Genomic DNA, 18,293 nt, shown 5'->3' with positions numbered 1-18,293 from the left:
GATCACGCGGCGCGCACCCCTGTGATGCCGGACACGCCGGGGGCGGGAGCGGGCACGGTCCCTGACGGGGCGGGGGCTGGCAGGCTGGGGGGATGCGCCTGCTGACCGTCCCGACGACCGCCGTTCCCGCCGCTCTCGCCCTGGGCCTGCTGCTGCCGGGCGCAGCCGCGGCCTCCGGGGCCGCCCCGGCCACCGGCAGCCCGGCGCCCGCCGCCTCCGGGTTCACGATCGGCGATCCGCGGATCACGGAGTCGAGCGGGCTGGCCGCCAGCCGGATCCACCCGGGCGTGTACTGGACGCACAACGACAGCGACGACGGCCCGTACGTGTACGCGGTGGACTCGGCGACGGGCAGGACGGTGGCCCGCATCACCCTCTCCGGCATCGGCACCCCGCGCGACGTCGAGGCCATCTCGCTGGGCCCGGACGGGAACCTCTACGTCGGGGACATCGGCGACAACCGCGACGGGACCTGGGACCACGTGTGGATCTACCGCTTCCCGGAACCGAAGGAGCTGCACGACGCGACGGTCACGGCCGAGCAGTTCACGGCCGTCTACGCGGACGGGCCGCGCAACGCCGAGGCGCTGATGGTCCATCCGGTGACGGGCCGGGTGTACATCGCGAGCAAGAACGAGCAGGGCGGCGGCCTGTACGAGGGCCCGGAGAAGCTGTCGCCGGACGGACGCAACGTCTTCCGGCGGATCGCGGAGGTGCCGTGGGTGACGGACGGGGCGTTCTCCCCGGACGGCACCCGGCTGACGCTGCGGGGCTACTTCACGGCGCGGACGTACCCGTGGAAGGACGGCCGCCCGCAGGGGGAGGGCGAACGGGTGGACGCGCCCTGGCAGGGCCAGGCGGAGTCGGTGACGTACTCCGCGGACGGCCGGACGCTGCTGTTCGGCGCGGAGGGCGCGAACAGCCGCGTGGTGGCCGTCCCCGTGGCCCCCGCCACCACCCCGGCCCCCTCGGGCCCGGCGGGCCGTCCCCCCGCTCCCGGCTCGGCCGCGGAGCAGGGCCCGGCGGACGGGAAGGGCGGCGGCTTCACGAAGGGCGCCCTGGTCCTCGCGGCGGCCACGGCCCTGACCCTGGCGGCCAAGCGCCTGCTGAGGCGCCGCCCGAAGGGCTGACGGCCCCCCGCGCCCAGGGCGGCACCGCGCGGCGGCCCCACCGGCCCGCGCACTCCCTCGCCGCCCGCCGGGGCTTCGGCAGCGCCGCCGTCCTCGGCCGCGCCTTCCGCCGGGCCTACGGGACCAGCCCGGCAGAACCGCGCCGCACACGCGGTGCGCGCAAGGCCGACGAACCTTGCGCGCACCGCACGTGCCGCCGGGCGGCACCGGCCTAAGACGGGCTTGCGGCCGTCAGCCGGCACCTGCCGCCGGTCAGGCCCGGTCCTCGTCGATCGGGATCGGCGTCCGGCCGGGGCCCGTGCCGTTCACGGGGGTGGCGGCAGGGGCCTTCGCCTCCCGGCCCCCCTCCCCCTTCTGCTCCCCCTTCTGCTGGGCGCCCATCGAGGCCAGCAGCTGACGGGCCACGCCCAGCCCCGTACCGCCCATCGTCAGGGCCTTCGCGAACATCTCCGACATCCCCTCGGCCCCGTTCAGCAGCACCATGTGCTCGACGTTGCCGAAGGCGCCCGCGCCCGCCTGGACGATGGCCGGCCAGTTCTCCGCGAGCTGCTGGGCGACGACGGCCTCCTGGTTCTCCGCCAGCGCCGCGGCCCGCGCCTTGATCGCCTCGGCCTCCGCCAGACCCTTGGCCCTGGCCGCCTCCGCCTGCGCGAGACCGTTCGCCCGCGCCGACTCGGCCTCCGCGAAGCCCTTGGCCTGGGTGGACGCCGCCTCCGCCTCACCGCTGACCCGTGTCGCGGTGGCCGCCGCGTGCCCTCGTGCCTCGGTGGCCTGGGCCTCGGCGGCCGCGGCCGTCCTGACCCGGGTCGCCTCGGCGGCCGCCGCGAGCTCCGTCTCCTTCGCCTTGGCCTGCGCCGCCGAGATCCGGGCGTCGCGCTCCGCCTCGGCGAGCGTCCTCGTCTGGTACGCCGCCGCGTCCGCGGGCTTGCGCACGTCGGCCTGGAGCTGCTGCTCGCGCCGGTGCGCCTCCAGCTCCGCGACCCGGGTCTCCTGCACGACGACCTCCTGCCGGGCGGCCGCCTCGGACAGCGGCCCCGCCTGCCGGGCGGTGGCCGCGGCCTTGTCCCGTTCGGCCTGGTAGCCGGCCTGGAGGATCTCGCTGTCCCGGGTGGCCTCGGCCATCCGGGCGAACGCCGTCTGCTCGGCCTCGGTCGCCAGCCGGTTGGCCTCGGCCTGCGCGATGCGGGCGTCGCGCTGGACGGCGGCGGCGTGCGGCATCGCGAGGTTCTTGATGTAGCCGGTCGGGTCCTCGATCTCGTGGATCTGCAGCGAGTCCACGATCAGCCCGAGCTTCTCCATCTCGGTCCCGCAGGCCGCCCGCGTCTGCCCGGTCAGCTTCTCCCGGTCGCGGATCATGTCCTCGACCGTCAGGCCGCCGACGATGGACCGCAGATGGCCGGCGAAGACGATGTGCACCCGTTCGGGCATCATCTTCTGCTGGTCGAGGAAACGGCGCGCGGCATTGGCGATGGACACGTAGTCGTCGCCGATCTTGAAGATCACGACCCCCTTGACCCGCAGCGGGATCCCCTGGTGGGTCACGCAGTCCACGTTCAGCTGCGTCTCGTTGAGGTCCAGCGAAAGCTTGCGCACGGCCTGCACCCCGGGCAGCACGAGGGTGCCGCGGCCGGTGACGATCCGGAAGCCCATGCCCTCGCCGATGCCCTCGGTCTTGTGCGTGGAACCGGAGATGACGAGCGCCTCGTTCGGTTCGGCCACCCGCCACATGAGCTTGAACAGGCCGATCAAGGCAATGATTGCGGCGAGAACCACTCCCGCCACGACGCCGATAGCCATCGGCAACGCCCCCTTATCGCGGTGCCGTTCGGCACCGACGGGGGTGAGTCTGCGCCTGTTCGGGGGCGGTGGAGAAGTGGCCGGATCATTCTTGTCGCCATCTTGATACGAGGGCGGCCGGCCGTCAGCCCTCGTACACGCCCATCACGTAGACCGTGCGCGGGGGCTGGTACTCCACGACGGTGACGACGGATCCGACGCCGATCCGCCCTTCCCCGGGGGCGGGGTATGCGAGGAAGTGCTCGGCACCACCGCGGATCTGGACGATGACCTCCCCCACGAGCCCCGGCCCGACCGTCCCCGTCACCCGCCCGGTCATCCCCATCATGTCCATGCCGTCGAGCGTACGGCGCCACCGCGGCGCGGGGGACCGGGGGCGCAGGCCCCGGGGGAACGGAGGAAGGGCGGGACGGGGAGACGGCGCCCCGTAGCGGCACCGGCACCCCGCAGCGGCAGCGCTCCGGCTACGAGTGCCCCAGGTCCTCGGACGGCAGGTCCGTGACCGGCACCGAGCCTTCATCGGCGGCAGCCGGCCGCAGCGGGAACTCGTCGATCGCCATCGAATCCAGCACCGGCTCCGCCGGCCTCGGCGGCTTCGGCATCACCGCCGCCTCCGAATGGCCCCCGCACCCGTACGACAGCGACACCAGCCGCCCGTCCGCCGGCCCGAACTCGTTCGCGCACACCCCGAAGGCCTGCCCCAGCGACCCCCCGATGGCCACCAGGAAGCCGCACGACACGCACGACGCCGGCGCCGCCTGCGCCATGGGCGTCTTCGCCCCGAAGGACTCGTCCCAGCGGTCGGCGGCCGTGTGCAGCCCGTACCGGGACAGCACCCGCGCACGCCGCATCCCCAGCTCTTCCGCAACGGCGGTGATGGACCCGCGCGCCGGCACGGCCACCCGGTCGGTGACGTCGGCGTCCTCCGCCTCCACCAGCTCGGCCATCTCCTCCGAGACCACCGAGTTCGGCGGCGGCACGTCCTCGCCGCTGTACCCGGGCTCCAGCCGCAGGTCGTCCGCGTCCGTCGGGAGCAGGTCACCCGGACCCATGTCCCCTGGACGCAGCCGCTCGCTCCACGGCACCCACTCCGGCGCGAGCAGGGCGTCGTCACCCGGCAGCAGCACCGTTTCGTCCAGAGTGACGTTCTTGGCGCGCGACGCACGGGTGACGGTGACGGCCCAGCGCCAGCCCCGGTAGCCCGCTTCCCTGCACTCGAAGAAGTGGGTGACGACCCGGTCACCCTCCGCTACGACGGAGACGTGCTCGCCCACCGCACCGGGGTAGGCGGCCTCCTCGGCGGCCTCCCGGGCGAGCTCCACGGCCTCGACGCACAGGCGGTCGGGGGCGGGGGTACGCGGGGTACGCGGGGTACGGCTTCGCGTCGTCGCAGCACTCACAGGTCTCGTTCTCTCCTACGCCGTCTCACGAGTGCGCCGTCCGTACTGTCGTCCACAACGACCCGTCGGTCTCGTCCGTACGTAGCGCGGGCGGAGCGGACCAGAGGGCCGCGTCGACGTCCGCGCCCCGATCGGCCTCGGGCGCACCCCATGTGATCCATTCTGCGGGATCGCGAAGAGGCGCGCGGCCAAGAGCAACCGCCGGTGGCGCGCTACGCACGCTACCTCCTCCGACGGCTTCGGCCCACATGCGAGGTCCGATTCGCGGACATCGACGACCCCCGCACCACCCCCGCACCCCGCCCCGCACCCCACCCACGGCCCGCCCCGGCCCCGCCCGGACGCGCCGGGGCGGGTCCCGGCGGACGGTCTGGGGCACTATGTCCACGTGGCTCCCGTACGGTCGTCCGCAGACGGCTCGGGACCGGCCAAGCGGGCCGGCCGGGCGGTCGGGCGTGCCCTGCACCTCCCGTTCACCGGTACGGCACGCGGGATCCGGCGCGTCACGCACGCCCACGGCGCCGGGGAATCCGGACTCGGCCGGCTGATCGAACTGCACGCGATCAACGGCGCCGGCGACGTCATGATCACCGTCGCGCTCGCCTCCACCGTCTTCTTCTCCGTTCCCACGGACGAGGCACGCGGACGGGTGGCCCTGTACCTGGGCATCACCATGGCCCCCTTCACCCTGCTGGCCCCCGTCATCGGCCCCCTGCTGGACCGGCTGCCGCACGGGCGGCGGGCGGCGATGGCGGGCGCGATGCTGACGCGGGCCCTGCTCGCGGTGATGATGTCGGGCGCGGTGGCGACGGGCGGGCTGGAGCTGTACCCGGCGGCACTGGGCGTCCTGGTGGCGTCGAAGGCGTACGGCGTCGTCCGCAGCGCGGTGGTCCCACGCCTCCTGCCGCAGGGGTTCTCCCTCGTCAAGGCGAACTCCCGGGTCACCCTCGCCGGCCTCCTCGCGACGGGTGCCGCCGCACCGGTGGGGGCGGGCCTGCACGCGCTCGGGCCGCCGTGGCCGCTGTACGGGGCCTGCGCGGTCTTCGTGTGGGGGACGTTCGCGGCGTTCCAGCTGCCGCACAAGGTGGACGACGCCAAGGGCGAACGCCGGGCCCGCCTCTCCACCCACGAGGCCCACTCGAAACGTCCCGGCCTGCGGACGGTGAGCCGCCCGGTGCTGTGCGGACTCCTCGCGAACGCGACGATGCGGGTGCTGTCCGGATTCCTGATCTTCTTCCTGGCGTTCCTGCTGCGCGAGCAGCCGCTGGGCGGCCAGAGCGCGGCGGTGTCCCTCGGGATCGTGGGCGCCTCGGCGGGCGTGGGCAACGCGTGCGGCACGGCGGTGGGGGCGTGGCTGCGGGCCCGCGCCCCGGAAGCCATCGTGGCCACGGTCCTCTCCGCCACGCTGGGCGTGGCGATCCTGTCGGCCCTCGTCTTCAGCGGCCCGTTCATGGCGGTACTGGCCGGCACGGCCGGCTTCTGCCAGGCCCTGGCGAAACTCTCGCTCGACGCGATGATCCAGCGCGACGTCCCGGAGGCCGTCCGCACGTCCGCCTTCGCCCGATCGGAGACGCTGCTCCAGATGGCGTGGGTGGTGGGGGGCGGCATCGGCATCGCCCTGCCGCTGAACGGGGTGCTCGGGATGACGGTCGCCTCGGCGGTGATCGCCCTGGGCGCGGCGGTGGCCCTCCGCGGCTACCTGACGTCCCCCCACCACCAACGCTCCTCGCACCCCAGCGTGGCCTGACGCCCCCGCGGGGGCGGTGCCGGGCGGGCGGGGCCCGCGGGCCCCGGCGAGGCCCCCCACCCCCCGCGGAGCGCAAGGGCACGCCGCCGTACACCCCCCGTGCGGCGGCGCAGCCCAGCGGCCAGATAGCCTTCGGCTCATGACCGCACCGCTTTTCCCGGGTAGGGCCCGCCGCAGCGTCGCGGCCCTCGGAGCCGTGTCCGCCGGCCTCCTCCTCCTGTCCGCCTGCGACAAGCCGACGCCGCTCGCGACGGTGACCGTCGGCAGCTCGTCGGTGTCCGCCGAGTCGGAGTGCCGCGCCGACGGCAAGGAGCTCTCCATGGACAAGGTCCAGGAGTGCCTCACCGGCCGCAAGGACGCCAAGACCATCGAGTACGGCCGCGGCGACACGCTGCGCCTCGGCGTCGAGCCGAAGGTCGTCGAGGACGGCAAGAAGTGGCAGGCGGTCCTCGACGGCCAGCCGATCACCGAGCCCTCCGCGAACACCTACCGCAGCTTCGCGGGCGCCGACGTCTTCGCGACCGGCGGCCAGGGCGAGGCGCCCCAGTCGAAGATGCTGAGCTTCGTCCAGGTCGGCCAGGACGGCAAGCCCCTCGCCGTCTGGTCCTTCAAGCTCAAGCTCAAGAAGTAGCAAGCGGCAGGCACAGCAGCGTGCGCGCGCTGATCGTGACCGCCGTGGCCGCGGAGGCCGACTCCGCGGCCTCCGGGCTCACCCCTCATCAGGACCCGGTCACACCCGAGCCGCGCACCCTGCCCGGGGGGTACCTCATCACCCGCCGGGACCTGCCCGGCCTCGCCGCCGACGTGCTCGTCGGCGGTGTCGGCCCGGCCTCCGCCGCGGCCGCCACGGCCACCGCCCTCGCGCTGGCCGACTACTCGCTCGTCATCTCCGCCGGCATCGGCGGCGGGTTCGCCCCCGCCGCCCCGCTCGGCTCGCTCGTGGTCGCCGACGCCCTCGTCGCCGCCGACCTGGGGGCCGAGACCGCCGAGGGCTTCGTCCCGGTGCAGGAGCTCGGCTTCGGCCGCAGCGTGCACCTTCCGCCCGCCGACCTGGCCGCCCGGGCCGCCGAGGCCACCGGGGCGCTCCTCGCGCCCGTCCTCACCGTCTCCACCGTCACCGGCAGCGCCGCCCGCGCCGCCGAGCTCGCCGCCCGGCACCCGCTCGCCGGGGCCGAGGCGATGGAGGGCTTCGGGGTGGCGGAGGCGGCCGCCGCGCACGGGCTGCCGGTGCTGGAGATCCGCGCCGTGTCCAACGCCGTCGGGCCGCGCGACCGGGCCGCCTGGCGGATCGGGGACGCGCTGGCCGCACTCGCCGACGGGTTCCGCGCGCTGGGCCCCGTACTCGTCACCTGGGGAGAACGCCATGACCGCGACCGCTGACCACCCTCCCACCCCCCTGAGCACCCTGGACATCGCCTACTCGCCCTGCCCGAACGACACCTTCGTCTTCGACGCCTGGGCGCACGGCCGCGTCCCGGGGGCACCCGCCCTCGACGTGACCTTCGCCGACATCGACGTCACCAACGGCATGGCCGAGCGCGGCGAGCTGGACGTGCTGAAGGTGTCGTACGCGGTGCTGCCGTGGGTGCTGGAGGAGTACGCGCTGCTGCCCTGCGGCGGCGCGCTGGGGCGCGGCTGCGGCCCGCTGGTGCTGACCCGCGAGCCGGGGCTGGACCTGACGGGGAAGACGGTCGCGGTGCCGAGCGAGCGCTCCACCGCCTACCTGCTGTTCCGGCTGTGGGCGGCGGACGTGCTCCCCGCCGGGGTCGGCGAGGTCGTCGTCCTCCCCTTCCACGAGATCATGCCGGCGGTGCGCGACGGCCGAGTCGACGCCGGGCTGGTCATCCACGAGGCCCGGTTCACCTATCAGGAGTACGGGCTGCACTGTCTGGCCGACATGGGCGAGCACTGGGAGTCCACCACCGGCCTGCCCATCCCGCTCGGCGCGATCATCGCCAAGCGCTCCCTCGGCGCGGACACCCTGCGCGCGCTGGCCGAGGCGGCCCGCACGTCGGTGCGGATGGCGTGGGAGGACCCCGAGGCCTCCCGGCCCTACGTACGGGCGCACGCGCAGGAGCTGGACCCGAAGGTCGCCGACCAGCACATCGGGCTGTACGTCAACGAGTTCACGGCCGACCTGGGCGACGCGGGCTACGCGGCCGTGCGCGGGCTGCTGACCAGGGCCGCGGCCGAAGGCCTGGTTCCGGCCATCGGGCCGGACGCGCTGAGCTTCCCGTAGGCGCTCCCGCACGCAGGGCCGCACGCGCCGGTGCCCCGCCGCTCTTGCGAGGCGGCGGGGCACCGGTGTGCGCGCGTGGGAACGATCAGATGATCAGACGTCGAGCTGGTCGGCCACCGCACGCAGCAGGCCGGCGATCTTCGCGCCGTGCACCTTGTCGGGGTAGCGGCCGCGCTCGAGCATCGGGGTGATGTTCTCCAGCAGGGTCGTCAGGTCCTGCACGATTGAGGCGAGCTCGTCGGGCTTGCGCCGCTGCGCGGCCGCCACGGACGGCGTCGGCTCCAGCACGACTACCGAGAGCGCCTGGTCACCGCGCTGTCCCGCGACGACGCCGAACTCCACGCGCTGCCCGGGCTTGAGCGCGTCGACCCCATCGGGGAGCACCGACGAGTGCACGAAGACGTCTCCGCCGTCGTCTCGGGAGAGAAAGCCGAAGCCCTTCTCGCTGTTGAACCACTTGACCTTGCCGGTAGGCACGTCCGTCCTCTGTCCTTGTGCTCGTCGGGTCCGGTTTGCCGAGGTGAACGGCTCCGGATAGCAGTACAGCGGGTCCATCGACCCGCCTCCTCCAGGCTAATGGTCCTGAAACGGGTGGCAAGACGTTCCCCGGTCCTTCCCGCTCGATCACTTCGGCCAGGGAACTACCCTGGTGGGGTGACTGTTACTCCTCACCCCGACGAAGCACGGCCCGGCGACGGACTGGTCAAGGCGGGCGGCATCGTGTTCATCGTGGGCGCCGTGGCGACCCTCGTGACGATCGCCCCACTGTTCCTGGGCACCGACCCGTTCCCGTCGTACGCGTGGGCGGTGTGCATGCTCATGGGCGTCGGCTTCGCGATCTCCGCCGCCGGTGTCCTCCGCTCGGCGGCGGCCCAGCGCCGGGCGGCCCGGGCATCCCAGGCCGCCTGACACGCCTTACGCCCCTTACGCCCCTTACGCCTCGTACTGCGGCCGGGTTCAGGCCGCGAGGGTGCGGGCGAACTCCTCCAGCCACTGCGGCAGCGCGGTGAGGTCGTCCAGCACCACGTCGGCACCCGCCTCGCGCAGTTCCTCCGCCGCGCACGGCCCCGTCGCCACCGCCACCGACAGGGCCCCGGCCGTCCGGGCGCCGCGCACGTCGCCGATGTGGTCGCCGACGTACACCTGCGCGCCGTACTCGCGCAGCGCCTTGGCCTTGCCCTCGGCCCAGAGCCAGCCGATGACGGCGTCGGCCTCTATCCCGAGGTGTTCGAGGTGCTGGCGGGCGTTGGGCTCGTTCTTCGCCGTGACCACGATCGCCCGCCCGCCGAGCGCCTGAACGGCCTTGACGGCCTCACGGGCCCCGACCATCGCGGGCGTCGGCTCGATGGCGTGGTCGGGGTACATCTCCCGGTAGAGGTCCCGCATCGCAGGGATCTGCTCCTCGGGGAACCAGTAGGCGAGCTCCTCCTCCAGCGGGGGGCCGAGACGGGTGATGGCCAGGTCGGCGTCGATGAACGCCCCGGTCCTCGCGGCGAGCGCCTGCCAGGCGGCCCGGATGCCGGGGCGGGAGTCGATGAGCGTCATGTCGAGGTCGAATCCGACCGTCAGCTGTGGGGGGATGTGGGAGGTCATAGCGCCATTGTGCCGAGACTCCAGCGGCCTGCGGGAGCGTAAGCGGAGGTTGGCTTATCAGATAAGGTTATTTGGCGGAATGTCAGCTCTTGCCCCATTTTTGAGCCAAACCGTCCCCACGGGAAAGTGAGCGAATGGCGCAAGCCCGCCATCTGGTGGCTGCGGGGCGGTAGCCGTCCCGCCGGCGGGTAACGAAGGGCCGGGCGGAACGGACGGCACCCGGGACCCACGCGGGACGGCCACGACCGGCCGGGGCGGGGTCGGGGTCGGGGTCGGGGGAGGGCGGGGTCTGAGCCGGGCCCCGACCCGCCCACCCCTACCTCCGGCGGCTGCGCCAGGTGAGGTAGGCCGCCAGGGTGGCGCTCGCGGTGCGGGCCAGGGTGGGCCACATCGACTGGAAGACCGGGCCCAGCTGCGCCTCCGGCAGGGGGTCGCCCCACCGGCCCGTGGTGCGGCCCCACAGCCACAGCACCGCCGCGGTGAACACCCCGGCGGGCACGCCCAGGATCACCCACTTGCGCTCCCGTGGACCGAGCACCCGGGACACGTACGCCACCAGCGCGCCCGCGCCGAGCAGCGGCCAGTACCCCGTCAGCGCCCCCGCCGCCAGCAGCGTCGCCGCCAGCAGGAGGAAGCCGTGCGGGCGCGGGCGCGGCACCTTGGCCGCCTTGGCGGAGTCGGCGCCTTCCGCGGCCGGCGGCTGCGCGTCCTCACCCCGCTTCCGGCGCCGGCGGAGGTAGGCCAGCAGGCCGCCGGGGCCATCGGGCGGGTCCGGCGGGGCGGCGTCGGGCCCGGGGGCGTCCTCGGCCCGTCCCAGCAGCTCGGGGATCTCGATGCCGCCCGCGAACCCCTCGACCTGCGGTCCGCGCCCGGCGGCCGGCAGCCGCCACCAGTCGGGTTCGCCGTGGTCGGAGGACGGACCGCCGAGCTCGTCCAGCCCCGCCAGGTGCGGCGGCACGTTCCGCCCCTCGGAGGGGAGAGGAGGGGCAGGGGAAGCAGGCCCAGGGACGTCCGGCCGCTTCGGGGACGGCCAGCGGCGGTTTCCGCGCTGCTGCGGGACCGAGACCGGTGCGACGGCGGCAGGGGGGAGGGGATCGGCGGCGGCCGCCGTCCGGCGGGCCGCCGCGTCCAGGACCTCCTCCGGCGTGCCGAGCCGTTCCAGGACGGCGCGGACCGCCTCCGGCGTCTCCGGCTCGAAGCGGGCCCGCCGCCGGTCGATCTCGTCGCGCAGCCCCGACACGAGCCGCATCCGGTCCCCCGACGACAGCTGCCGCTGCTGCGCCAAGTCCCCGACGCGGCTCAGGTATTCGTAGACCAGATGGTCGCTCTCGATCCCCACGCCCCAGAAGGTAGCGCGTGCGGGCGTGGAGCGGCCGTCGGCGCAACGGATACCGTTGGCCGGATGGGGACCGGCCGACGACCGGCCGACGTGACCAGGAGGCGAGCACCGTGCCCGAGGGAAGTCCGCAGGGAAGCGCCGCGACGAACGCGCAGCGGGGCACCGCCCACGCCACGCCGGAACCTCCGCCCGTCGACGCCGCCACCGCCACCGCCACCACCGGCACCGCCGCCACCCCCACCCCTCCCCGCTCCCTCGCCGAGGCGCTCCGCGGCCGGGACGACGCGGCGCTCGCCGCGCTGCTGCACGCCCGTCCCGACCTGCTGAACCCGGTCCCCGGCGACGTCACGCAGCTGGCCACCCGCGCCGGCACCCGGGCCTCGGTCGTGCGGGCGCTGGACCGCCTCGACCGGTTCGCGCTCCAGACGGCCGAGGCCCTGGCCGTGGCCCCCGACCCGTGCCCGTACCCGGTGCTGGAGGAGCTGCTCACCGGTTCCGGCGGCGAGGACGCCAAGGACGGTGCGGCCCGCGACGCCCTCCCCCGGGCCCTGGCGACCCTGCGGGACCAGGCCCTGGTGTGGGGCGACGACGACCGGCTGCGCCTGGTCCGCACCGCCCGGGAACTGCTCGCCCCCTCGCCGCAGCGGCCCTCCCCGACCGGCCTCGGGCCGACCGTCGCCGAGGCCACGGCGGGGATGTCGCCCACCCGGGTCCAGGAGATCGTGGCGGCCGCCGGGCTGCCCCCGACCCACGACCCGGTTTCGGCGGTGGCGGCCCTGACCGGGCTGTTCACCGACCCGGAGCGGATGTCGGCGCTGCTGGACCAGGCCCCGGCGGAGGCGCACCAGGTGCTGGGGCGGCTCGTGTGGGGGCCGCCGTACGGGGAGGTGACGCCGAACCCGGCGCCGCCCGTGCGCTGGCTGCGGGACCGGGGGCTGCTGCTGCCGGCCTCGCCGCGGACGGTCGTGCTGCCGCGCGAGGTGGCGCTGCACCTGCGGGGCGGGCTCGCGCACCGGGCGACGGCGCCGGTCGCGCCGCCGGTCGGCGCGCACCGCGAGCACCGTCCACAGCTTGTGGACGCGAACGCCGCCGGGCAGGCGCTGGCCGCGCTGGGCACCGTCGAGGAGCTGGTGAAGTCCTGGGAGCACACCTCTCCGCTGGTGCTGCGGGCCGGCGGGCTGGCCGTGCGCGACCTGAAGCGGGCGGCGTCGACCCTGGACACCACCGAGCAGGCGGCCGCGTTCTGGATCGAACTCGCCTACGCGGCCGGGCTGCTGGCCAGTGACGGCGAGGCCGACGAGCGGTACGCGCCCACCCCCGCCTTCGACGACTGGTGCGCCCTGCCGCCCGCCGAACGCTGGTCGGCGCTGGCCTCGGCCTGGCTGGCCGCCACCCGCACCCCCGGGCTGGTCGGCGAGCAGGACGCCAAGGGCCGCACCCTGTCGGTGCTCGGCCCCGACCTGGACCGTTCGCCCGCGCCCGAGGTGCGCCGCCGGGTCCTGGAACTCCTCGCCGCCCTGCCCGAGGGCGGCTCGCCCGACCCGGACGCACTGCTGGAACGGCTCGCGTGGGAGCGCCCGGAGCGCGGGACGAGCGGCCTGCGGGCCCGGCTCGCGCACTGGACCCTGCACGACGCCGAGGTACTGGGCGTCACCGGCCGGGGCGCGCTCAGCGCGTTCGGCCGGGCCCTGCTGGAGGGCCGCGACCCGGCGCCGCAGCTGGCGCCGCTGCTGCCGGAGCCGGTGGACCACGTGCTGCTCCAGGCCGACCTGACGGCGGTGGCGCCGGGGCCGCTGCGCCGGCCGCTGGGCGACGTGCTGGCGGTGCTGGCGGACGTGGAGTCCAAGGGCGGGGCGACGGTGTACCGGTTCACTCCGGGTTCGGTGCGCCGGGCCCTGGACTCCGGGCAGACCGCCTCCGACCTGCACGCCTTCCTCGCCGAGCACAGCCGCACCCCGGTACCGCAGCCGCTGGCGTACCTGATCGACGACGTGGCGCGGCGGCACGGGCACCTGCGGGTCGGCGCGGCCTCCTCGTACGTGCGCTGCGACGACGACGCCATGCTGGGCGAGATCCTGGCCGACAAGCGCTCGGCGGGCCTGGGGCTGCGCCGGCTCGCGCCGACGGTGCTGGCGGCGCAGGCGGAGCCGGGCGCGCTGCTCGACGGGCTGCGGGCGATGGGCTACGCCCCGGCGGCGGAGTCCCTTACGGGGGACGTGCTGGTGGCGCGGGCGGCCGCGTACCGCACCCCGGAGCGCACGGCCCCGGTGCCGGTCCCGGACGGGCCGCCGGTTCCGGACCCGACGCTGCTGGGCGCGGCGGTACGGGCGATCCGCGCGGGCGACCTGGCGGCGACGGCGGTCCGCAAGGAGCCGGCCGGGCCGTCGGCCGCCCCGGGGCCGGGCGAGCTGCCGCGCACCAGCGCGGCGGAGACCCTGGCGACGGTGCAGGCGGCGGCGCTGACCGGGTCGGCGGTGTGGATCGGGTACGTCAACGCGGAGGGCGCGGCCAGCCAGCGGGTCATCGCCCCGGTGCGGGTGGAGGGCGGCTTCGTCACCGGCTACGACCACACGGCGGACGAGGTGCGCACGTACGCCCTGCACCGGATCACGGGGGTGGCGGAGCTGGCGGAGGACCAGGTCTAGGACGGCTCGCGGAGGGAAAACCCCTGGCGGGAAGGGGTGCGTGCGCCGCACCCTGGCCGCATGCAGGAAACCGGCCAGACCCCTATCCGCCAGACCGCCGCCAGCCAGGCCGCCGTCAGCCAGACCCCCGTCCGCCAGATCCGCGCCGTCCACACCGCCTCCACCGTGACCGTGTACCAGGCGTACTCCCCCGCCCTGGGCCTGCCGGCGGCCCGCGACGGCCGCTTCCCGCCCGCCTGGAAGCGGGAGCGGATGACGTGGATCAAGCCGTCGTTCCTGTGGATGATGTACCGCTGCGGCTGGGCCACGAAGGAGGGCCAGGAGACCGTGCTGGCCGTGGAGATCAGCCGTGCGGGCTTCGACGGCGCCCTGGCGCAGGCCTGCCTGTCGCACTACGCGCCGCGCGTGCACACCGACCGCGCGGCCTGGAAGAAGACCCTGTCCCGCTCCCCGGTCCGCGTCCAGTGGGACCCCGAGCGCGACCCGCACCTGAACCCGCTGCCCCACCGGTCCCTCCAACTGGGCCTGTCGGGCCCGGCGTCGCGGGCCTACGCCGACGAGTGGACGGTGGCCATCCGCGACGTCACCCCGCTGGTCCGCGAGATCCACGGCCTGCTCCGCGCCGGCGACACCGACGCGGCCCGCGCCCTGCTCCCGGTGGAGACCCCGTACCCGTCGGGGCCGCTGCCCCACCTGGGCGCGTAGTCGGCCGTCCCCCCGGCGAAGGGCCGCGCCCCGCGCGGCCAGGCGCTCACGGCCCCGGCCGGATACGGCAGACTGGAGGTTTGGCCGCCCGCGCCCGGGCGGCCGCCACCCCGCCGGAAAGGGACAGGCGTGAACGGGCCTCTCATCGTCCAGAGCGACAAAACCCTCCTCCTGGAGGTCGATCACGAGCTCGCCGGAGCCGCGCGCCGGGCCATCGCCCCCTTCGCCGAGCTGGAGCGGGCGCCCGAGCACATCCACACGTACCGGATCACGCCGCTGGGGCTGTGGAACGCGCGGGCCGCCGGGCACGACGCCGAGCAGGTCGTCGACGCGCTCGTCGAGTTCTCCCGCTATCCCGTCCCGCACGCGCTGCTCGTCGACGTGGCCGAGACCATGGCCCGCTACGGCCGGCTCACGCTGTCCAAGCACCCCGTGCACGGGCTGGTGCTGACCAGCACGGACCGGCCGGTGCTGGAGGAGATCCTGCGGTCGAAGCGGATCACCCCGCTGGTCGGGGCCCGGATCGACGCCGACACGGTGGCGGTGCACCCGTCGGAGCGCGGGCAGATCAAGCAGACGCTGCTCAAGCTGGGCTGGCCGGCCGAGGACCTCGCCGGGTACGTGGACGGCGAGGCGCACCCGATCGAGCTGGAGGAGAACGGCTGGGCGCTGCGGCCGTACCAGGCGCAGGCCGTCGAGGGGTTCTGGCACGGCGGGTCGGGCGTGGTCGTGCTGCCGTGCGGCGCGGGCAAGACCCTGGTCGGGGCCGGGGCGATGGCGAAGGCCAAGGCGACCACGCTGATCCTGGTGACGAACACGGTCTCGGCGCGGCAGTGGAAGCACGAGCTGGTGAAGCGGACCTCGCTGACGGAGGAGGAGATCGGCGAGTACTCGGGGACGCGCAAGGAGATCCGGCCCGTCACGATCGCCACCTACCAGGTCCTGACCACGAAGCGGAAGGGCGTCTATCCGCACCTGGAGCTGTTCGACTCCCGCGACTGGGGGCTGATCCTCTACGACGAGGTGCACCTGCTGCCGGCGCCCGTCTTCAAGTTCACCGCCGACCTCCAGGCGCGCCGCCGGCTCGGGCTGACGGCGACGCTGGTGCGCGAGGACGGCCGGGAGTCGGACGTGTTCTCGCTGATCGGGCCGAAGCGGTTCGACGCGCCGTGGAAGGAGATCGAGGCGCAGGGCTACATCGCGCCCGCCGACTGCGTCGAGGTCCGGGTCAACCTCACCGAGTCGGAGCGGCTGGCGTACGCGACGGCCGAGACGGAGGAGAAGTACCGCTTCTGTGCGACGACCGCGACGAAGCGGAAGGTCACCGAGGCGCTGGTGCGCAAGCACCGGGGCGAGCAGACGCTGGTGATCGGGCAGTACATCGACCAGCTGGACGAGCTCGGCGAGCACCTGGACGCGCCCGTGATCAAGGGCGAGACCTCCAACGCGCAGCGCGAGAAGCTCTTCGACGCCTTCCGCGAGGGCGAGATCAGCGTGCTGGTCGTCTCGAAGGTCGCGAACTTCTCCATCGACCTGCCCGAGGCCACGGTCGCCATCCAGGTGTCGGGCACCTTCGGGTCCCGGCAGGAGGAGGCGCAGCGGCTGGGGCGGGTGCTGCGGCCGAAGGCGGACGGGCACGAGGCGCGGTTCTACTCGGTCGTGGCGCGCGACACGATCGACCAGGACTTCGCCGCCCACCGCCAGCGCTTCCTGGCGGAGCAGGGCTACGCCTACCGGATCATGGACGCCGACGAGCTGCTCGCGGGCGACTGACCCGGGCGGTGTCCGCTGCGGCCTCCCGCCCCAGGGGTGACCTCGGGGCGGGGATCCGGGCCGCCGCCGCGCGGTGGCGGTGGCGCCGCAGGGCGGTCGCCGTCCCGGCCGCGAGGGCGGTGAGCGGCGGAACGGCCCACACCCACAGGTGCCGCCAGTGCAGCAGCGGGGCCCCGTCGGCCGTCGGCGGGTGGTGGGCCCAGAAGTCGGCGGAAGCCTCCGGGAGGACCAGCGCGCCGAGCAGGGCGGTGCCGGCGAGGCCGGCCAGGGCGGTCAGGCCGGCCCGGGCCCGCCCGGTGAGCAGCAGGTACGGGACGAACACCGCCGGGGTCAGGGTGATCCCGGCGGCGGTGCCCAGCGCGAAGCCCTTGCCGAGGGCGGCGCGCGGCCGACCCAGGTCCCACAGGGCCAGGCAGGCCAGGGCCAGGTTGATCTGTCCGGGCAGCGGGCTCTGGAACAGCGGCTCCAGCCACAGCCCGGCGATGGTGGCGGCCAGGACGGGGCCCGGCCGGGCCCGTGCTCCCGCGAGCCGGCAGGAGAGCAGGACCAGCAGGGCGAGCAGGCCGCCGTTGCCGAGGACGAGGACGGCCTTCAGCACGCCGGCCGGCAGCCAGGCGGCGGGCGTGAACAGGATCGCGGCGAAAGGCGGATAGCCGGCGGGCGGATGCCAGTCGGCGGCGGAGAACCCGCTGAGGAGGGCGTCGGCGGCCGGGACGCGCAGGGCGACGCCCAGGACGCCGAGGGCGAGCAGCGCCCCGGTGACCAGCACGCCGGCGAGGGGCGACGGCGAGCGGTCGGGATCGGGGCTGCGGGTCACGCGCGAGACCCTAGTGGATCAGCGCGGACCCCCCGCCGGGATCAGGCCACGCGCCGGGGCCGCAGGTCAGCGGGGTGGCCGTCGGCGTGGCCGGCAGTCTGCTCAGCGGCGTACGACGCCCGCGTCCTCGGAGTACTCGCCGAGGACGGCGACGCTCATGGCGGCCGCCGCGAAGACCTTCACGGCGCGCAGGACGCCGCCGACGCGGTGGGGGGAGTGCTGGGAGGCGGTGGCGGTGGCGCCGCTAGGGCGGCCGCCCTGGATCGGGGTGAAGGTTGCGGTGCTCATGGATCCATGGTGCGTTTTCCGCCGGTCCCGCACATCGGTCTGGAGAGCCAACCTCACCGGCCCCGGCCTCCTCCTCACGTCCCATGGCTTCCCCTAGTGGCTCTGCCGAAGGTCTGACGCCCGTTCCACGAGCAGGTCGACGGGGGCGCGGCGTCAGGGACGGCCGGTCTGCGCGGCGGCCTCCTCCAGGTCGGCGACGGTCCCCGACATGATCGTCCGCACGTGCCGGGTGATGTGCGACAGGGGCCAGTCCCACCAGGCCACGGCGAGGAGCCGGACGACGTCCGCGGCGTCGTAGCGGGTGCGGATGAGCCGGGCCGGGTTGCCGCCGACGATGCCGTAGTCGGGGACGTCGCCGGTGACCACGGCTCCGGCGGCGATGATCGCGCCGTGGCCGATGCGGACACCGGGCATGACCGTGGCGCCGTGGCCGAACCAGACGTCGTTGCCGACGACCGTGTCGCCCCGGCCGGGCAGGCCGGTGATGAGGTCGAAGTGCTCCGCCCAGGAGCCCCCCATGGTGGGGAACGGAAAGGTGGAGGGGCCGTCCATGCGGTGGTTGGCGCCGTTCATGATGAACCGGGTGCCCGTGCCCAGCGCGCAGTACTTGCCGATGACGAGCCGCTCGGGACCGTAGTGGTAGAGGACGTTGCGCGTCTCGAACGCGGTCGGGTCGTCCGGATCGTCGTAGTAGGAGAAGTCACCGACCTCGATCAGCGGGGACTTCACCAGGGGCTTGAGCAGAACCACGCGCGGATGCCCGGGCATCGGGTGGAGCACGGTGGGGTCGGCGGGAACGGGCGGCATGGTGGAGGCGGTT

18 protein-coding genes are annotated in these 18,293 nt (G+C 74.8%); 9 read left to right on the top strand and 9 right to left on the bottom strand.

The features are described from left to right. The first annotated feature begins 92 nt into the window (after positions 1-92). Positions 93-1,130 carry a hypothetical protein gene (locus BX286_RS20750; protein WP_079429088.1) on the top strand — a complete coding sequence of 346 codons (1,038 nt, stop codon included), beginning with the start codon at positions 93-95 and terminating at the stop codon, positions 1,128-1,130. A 252-nt stretch (positions 1,131-1,382) separates the two neighbouring features. On the opposite strand, the gene BX286_RS20745 is transcribed toward BX286_RS20750, so the two are convergent. The 3 genes from BX286_RS20745 to BX286_RS20735 all read right to left on the bottom strand — a co-directional run bounded on the left by BX286_RS20745 (position 1,383) and on the right by BX286_RS20735 (position 4,327). Then, positions 1,383-2,927 (bottom strand): flotillin family protein, encoded by a 1,545-nt coding sequence (locus BX286_RS20745; protein ID WP_121015806.1) that lies wholly within the window; start codon positions 2,925-2,927, stop codon positions 1,383-1,385. 124 nt (positions 2,928-3,051) lie between these two features. After that, positions 3,052-3,255 carry a hypothetical protein gene (locus BX286_RS20740; protein WP_398898898.1) on the bottom strand — a complete coding sequence of 68 codons (204 nt, stop codon included), beginning with the start codon at positions 3,253-3,255 and terminating at the stop codon, positions 3,052-3,054. Positions 3,256-3,391: 136 nt separating this feature from the next. Then, positions 3,392-4,327, bottom strand: a complete 936-nt coding sequence (locus tag BX286_RS20735) for a DUF3027 domain-containing protein (RefSeq protein WP_079429085.1) — start codon at positions 4,325-4,327, stop codon at positions 3,392-3,394. Positions 4,328-4,715: 388 nt separating this feature from the next. On the opposite strand from BX286_RS20735, the gene BX286_RS20725 reads away from it, so the two are divergent. The 4 genes from BX286_RS20725 to BX286_RS20710 all read left to right on the top strand — a co-directional run bounded on the left by BX286_RS20725 (position 4,716) and on the right by BX286_RS20710 (position 8,313). After that, positions 4,716-6,074 (top strand): MFS transporter, encoded by a 1,359-nt coding sequence (locus tag BX286_RS20725; RefSeq protein ID WP_237293007.1) that lies wholly within the window; start codon positions 4,716-4,718, stop codon positions 6,072-6,074. A gap of 139 nt (positions 6,075-6,213) precedes the next feature. Then, a complete protein-coding gene (locus BX286_RS20720) occupies positions 6,214-6,705 on the top strand; it encodes a hypothetical protein (protein WP_079429083.1) in 492 nt (163 codons plus the stop codon). A 20-nt stretch (positions 6,706-6,725) separates the two neighbouring features. Next, positions 6,726-7,454: a futalosine hydrolase gene (locus BX286_RS20715; RefSeq protein WP_079429082.1), complete on the top strand. Its 729-nt coding sequence runs from the start codon at positions 6,726-6,728 to the stop codon at positions 7,452-7,454. After that, on the top strand, positions 7,438-8,313 hold the full coding sequence (locus BX286_RS20710; protein ID WP_079429081.1) for a 1,4-dihydroxy-6-naphthoate synthase: 876 nt from the start codon (positions 7,438-7,440) through the stop codon (positions 8,311-8,313). Before BX286_RS20715 ends, BX286_RS20710 begins: the two co-directional genes overlap by 17 nt. Before the next feature lie 93 nt (positions 8,314-8,406). Here the strand turns inward: BX286_RS20710 and BX286_RS37890 are convergent, their stop codons facing one another. Next, the gene (locus tag BX286_RS37890; RefSeq protein WP_079429080.1) at positions 8,407-8,790 is read right to left on the bottom strand and encodes a cold-shock protein; all 384 of its coding nucleotides are present in this window, start codon (positions 8,788-8,790) and stop codon (positions 8,407-8,409) included. 177 nt (positions 8,791-8,967) lie between these two features. Here BX286_RS37890 and BX286_RS20700 point away from each other — a divergent pair, with 177 nt between their 5' ends. Beyond that, the gene (locus BX286_RS20700) at positions 8,968-9,222 is read left to right on the top strand and encodes a hypothetical protein (RefSeq protein WP_079429079.1); all 255 of its coding nucleotides are present in this window, start codon (positions 8,968-8,970) and stop codon (positions 9,220-9,222) included. Between the two features lie 48 nt (positions 9,223-9,270). On the opposite strand, the gene BX286_RS20695 is transcribed toward BX286_RS20700, so the two are convergent. Further along, the gene (locus tag BX286_RS20695; RefSeq protein WP_079429078.1) at positions 9,271-9,906 is read right to left on the bottom strand and encodes an HAD family hydrolase; all 636 of its coding nucleotides are present in this window, start codon (positions 9,904-9,906) and stop codon (positions 9,271-9,273) included. A 316-nt stretch (positions 9,907-10,222) separates the two neighbouring features. After that, positions 10,223-11,245 (bottom strand): hypothetical protein, encoded by a 1,023-nt coding sequence (locus BX286_RS20690; protein ID WP_079429077.1) that lies wholly within the window; start codon positions 11,243-11,245, stop codon positions 10,223-10,225. Between the two features lie 110 nt (positions 11,246-11,355). Between BX286_RS20690 and BX286_RS20685 the strand changes: the two genes are divergently transcribed. The 3 genes from BX286_RS20685 (at position 11,356) to BX286_RS20675 (ending at position 16,368) form a co-directional block, all read left to right on the top strand. Further along, positions 11,356-13,890 (top strand): helicase C-terminal domain-containing protein, encoded by a 2,535-nt coding sequence (locus BX286_RS20685; RefSeq protein ID WP_079429076.1) that lies wholly within the window; start codon positions 11,356-11,358, stop codon positions 13,888-13,890. A gap of 60 nt (positions 13,891-13,950) precedes the next feature. After that, on the top strand, positions 13,951-14,595 hold the full coding sequence (locus tag BX286_RS20680) for a DUF4291 domain-containing protein (protein WP_079429075.1): 645 nt from the start codon (positions 13,951-13,953) through the stop codon (positions 14,593-14,595). Between the two features lie 129 nt (positions 14,596-14,724). Next, positions 14,725-16,368, top strand: a complete 1,644-nt coding sequence (locus tag BX286_RS20675) for a DNA repair helicase XPB (RefSeq protein ID WP_079429074.1) — start codon at positions 14,725-14,727, stop codon at positions 16,366-16,368. Here BX286_RS20675 and BX286_RS20670 read toward each other — a convergent pair. The 3 genes from BX286_RS20670 to BX286_RS20660 form a co-directional block, all read right to left on the bottom strand. Beyond that, positions 16,334-17,185: a glycosyltransferase 87 family protein gene (locus tag BX286_RS20670; protein WP_311736916.1), complete on the bottom strand. Its 852-nt coding sequence runs from the start codon at positions 17,183-17,185 to the stop codon at positions 16,334-16,336. The two genes, BX286_RS20675 and BX286_RS20670, sit on opposite strands and share 35 nt — an antisense overlap. A 102-nt stretch (positions 17,186-17,287) precedes the next feature. Then, positions 17,288-17,473, bottom strand: coding sequence for a hypothetical protein (locus tag BX286_RS20665; RefSeq protein ID WP_079429073.1), 186 nt, complete (start codon positions 17,471-17,473; stop codon positions 17,288-17,290). A 153-nt stretch (positions 17,474-17,626) separates the two neighbouring features. After that, entirely contained in the window at positions 17,627-18,280 is a 654-nt protein-coding gene (locus BX286_RS20660) for a CatB-related O-acetyltransferase (protein ID WP_079429072.1), read from the bottom strand. Positions 18,281-18,293 lie beyond the last annotated feature (13 nt).

The sequence above is a fragment of the Streptomyces sp. 3211.6 genome, from assembly GCF_003634815.1.
GTDB classification, from domain to species: domain Bacteria; phylum Actinomycetota; class Actinomycetes; order Streptomycetales; family Streptomycetaceae; genus Streptomyces; species Streptomyces katrae_A.
Note: the sequence above shows the minus strand (reverse complement) of the source record. Positions and strands in the feature narration are given on the sequence as shown.

Bases quoted from the DNA above. Each gene is read 5' to 3' on its own strand.
- BX286_RS20665 (WP_079429073.1), bottom strand. From the start codon at position 17,473: ATGAGCACCGCAACCTTCACCCCGATCCAGGGCGGCCGCCCTAGCGGC.
- BX286_RS20660 (WP_079429072.1), bottom strand. From the start codon at position 18,280: ATGCCGCCCGTTCCCGCCGACCCCACCGTGCTCCACCCGATGCCCGGG.
- BX286_RS20720 (WP_079429083.1), top strand. From the start codon at position 6,214: ATGACCGCACCGCTTTTCCCGGGTAGGGCCCGCCGCAGCGTCGCGGCC.
- BX286_RS20750 (WP_079429088.1), top strand. From the start codon at position 93: ATGCGCCTGCTGACCGTCCCGACGACCGCCGTTCCCGCCGCTCTCGCC.
- BX286_RS20740 (WP_398898898.1), bottom strand. From the start codon at position 3,255: ATGATGGGGATGACCGGGCGGGTGACGGGGACGGTCGGGCCGGGGCTC.
- BX286_RS20710 (WP_079429081.1), top strand. From the start codon at position 7,438: ATGACCGCGACCGCTGACCACCCTCCCACCCCCCTGAGCACCCTGGAC.
- BX286_RS20745 (WP_121015806.1), bottom strand. From the start codon at position 2,927: ATGGCTATCGGCGTCGTGGCGGGAGTGGTTCTCGCCGCAATCATTGCC.
- BX286_RS20680 (WP_079429075.1), top strand. From the start codon at position 13,951: ATGCAGGAAACCGGCCAGACCCCTATCCGCCAGACCGCCGCCAGCCAG.
- BX286_RS20695 (WP_079429078.1), bottom strand. From the start codon at position 9,906: ATGACCTCCCACATCCCCCCACAGCTGACGGTCGGATTCGACCTCGAC.